The following is a 2010-nucleotide window of genomic DNA, read 5'->3' on the forward strand; positions in this document are numbered from 1 at the left end:
GCTCGAGCCGGGCGGCGTGGGCAAGGTCGATCAGCAGTTTCAGCGTCTCGCGGGTGACGCGATGCTTGCTGTAGTCGATGTACAGGTCGCCGACGGTGACGGTGAACTCGGTACCGCGGTCGGGATCGTCGGCGAAGAATTCGCGCAGGTGTGTGCCGCCGATCTGCTCGTGATGCTTGCGCAGAGCTTTCCAGGCCGGGGTCGATGAGATGTCGGGGATCTGTTCAACCACAGTCATGGCTTCGACCCTAGTCAGGTTGACCAGGGCCAGGTTGAAGCCGAGGTGAGCGAGCTGCTAACCGGCCGGATCAGTGACCGAGTCGGCCGCGGCCCAGTCGAAGCAGCAGCATGGCCAGGTCCTTGCCATCCGGGCCAAGCTCGCTGTAGCGCTCGATGACCTTCATTTCGCGACTGTGCACCAGCCGGGTGCCGCCAGAGGCCATGCGGGCTTTGCCGATTGCCTGGGATACCTCGGTACGGCGCTTCACCGCGGCCAGAATCTCCGCGTCAAGGCGGTCGATCTCCTGGCGCAAGTCATCGATGTCGATTGGTTGCTCGATTTCTACTGTCATTTCAGACTCCGGAATCTCATTGTGTGGGGGGTGTGGGGGTTCTGGTCTCATCCGGTATCGGGCCTCACACAAGAGACGAGCCCCGGATCCGGAAGCGGACCACGGGGCTCTTTCAAGCAGCTAAGCCACGGGCACCGCTGGCCGGTACCCGTAGAAAAATCGACGCTGCATATTGAGCACGAAATGAGTGTGCCACTTGAAGGCCTGCCAGCGCAAAGGTGTCGGCGAACAGCGGTAAGTTGAAACAGACATGACCTTGCACGTTACCGAGGCCGGAGCAGACCAGTTGCTCGACGGACTCAACCCACAACAACGCCAGGCAGTGCTGCATGAGGGCTCGCCGCTGCTGATCGTCGCCGGCGCGGGATCCGGTAAGACGGCCGTGCTGACCCGGCGCATTGCCTACCTGTTGGCGGCGCGCGACGTCGGCCCCGGTCAGGTTCTGGCCATCACGTTCACCAACAAGGCCGCGGCGGAGATGCGCGAGCGGGTGGTGGCGCTGGTCGGCCCGCGAGCACGATCGATGTGGGTGTCGACATTCCACTCGACCTGCGTGCGGATCCTGCGCAACCAGGCGTCGCTGATTGCCGGCCTCAATTCCAACTTCTCCATCTACGACGCCGACGATTCGCGGCGGCTGCTGCAGATGATCGCCAAGGACATGGGCCTTGACATCAAGCGCTACTCGCCACGGCTGTTGGCCAACGCCATCTCGAACCTGAAGAACGAGCTGATCGACCCGCAGCAGGCGATGGCCAACCTGTCCGACGAAGACCACGCCGACGACCTGTCGCGCACGGTGGCCGCCGTCTTCTCCGAATACCAGCACCGGCTGCGGGCGGCCAACGCACTCGACTTCGACGACCTGATCGGCGAGACCGTCGCCGTGCTCCAGGCCTTCCCGCAGATCGCCCAGCATTACCGTCGGCGCTTCCGGCACATCCTGGTCGACGAGTACCAGGACACCAACCATGCCCAGTACGTGCTGGTGCGCGAGCTCGTGGGACATACGGCGCGCGCCGCCGCCGACGACCCCGACGCCGTGCCGCAGGCAGAGCTGTGCGTGGTCGGCGACGCCGACCAATCGATCTATGCGTTCCGCGGCGCCACGATTCGCAATATCGAAGACTTCGAGCGCGACTACCCCAACGCCACAACGATCCTGCTCGAACAGAATTACCGCTCCACGCAGAACATCCTGTCGGCGGCCAACTCGGTGATCGCGCGCAATTCGGGACGCCGGGAGAAGCGGCTGTGGACTGATGCCGGTGAAGGCGAGCTGATCGTCGGCTACGTCGCCGACAACGAGCACGACGAGGCGCGGTTCATCGCCGAGGAGGTCGACGCGCTGGTCGCCGACGGCGACATCACCTACAACGACATGGCCGTCTTCTACCGCACCAACAACTCGTCGCGGTCGGTTGAAGAAGTGTTCATT

At 63.6% G+C, this 2010-nt stretch carries 2 protein-coding genes and 1 pseudogene; 1 reads left to right on the forward strand and 2 read right to left on the reverse strand.

The genetic code is table 11. The features are described from left to right. Both WBF82_RS09540 and WBF82_RS09545 read right to left on the reverse strand, forming a co-directional pair. Nucleotides 1–238, reverse strand: a pseudogene (locus WBF82_RS09540) (glucose-6-phosphate isomerase); the annotation flags it as partial. 70 nt (nt 239–308) lie between these two features. Continuing rightward, nucleotides 309–623, reverse strand: a complete 315-nt coding sequence (locus WBF82_RS09545) for a chorismate mutase (protein WP_424382801.1) — start codon at nt 621–623, stop codon at nt 309–311. A 199-nt stretch (nt 624–822) separates the two neighbouring features. Between WBF82_RS09545 and WBF82_RS09550 the strand changes: the two genes are divergently transcribed. Further along, on the forward strand, nt 823–2010 hold a 1188-nt coding region (locus tag WBF82_RS09550), incomplete at its 3' end, for an ATP-dependent helicase (protein ID WP_424382802.1).

Origin of the sequence: Mycobacterium sp. (genome assembly GCF_049673265.1) — a bacterium.
GTDB lineage: Bacteria > Actinomycetota > Actinomycetes > Mycobacteriales > Mycobacteriaceae > Mycobacterium.

Bases quoted from the DNA above. Each gene is read 5' to 3' on its own strand.
- WBF82_RS09545 (WP_424382801.1), bottom strand. From the start codon at position 623: ATGAGACCAGAACCCCCACACCCCCCACACAATGAGATTCCGGAGTCT.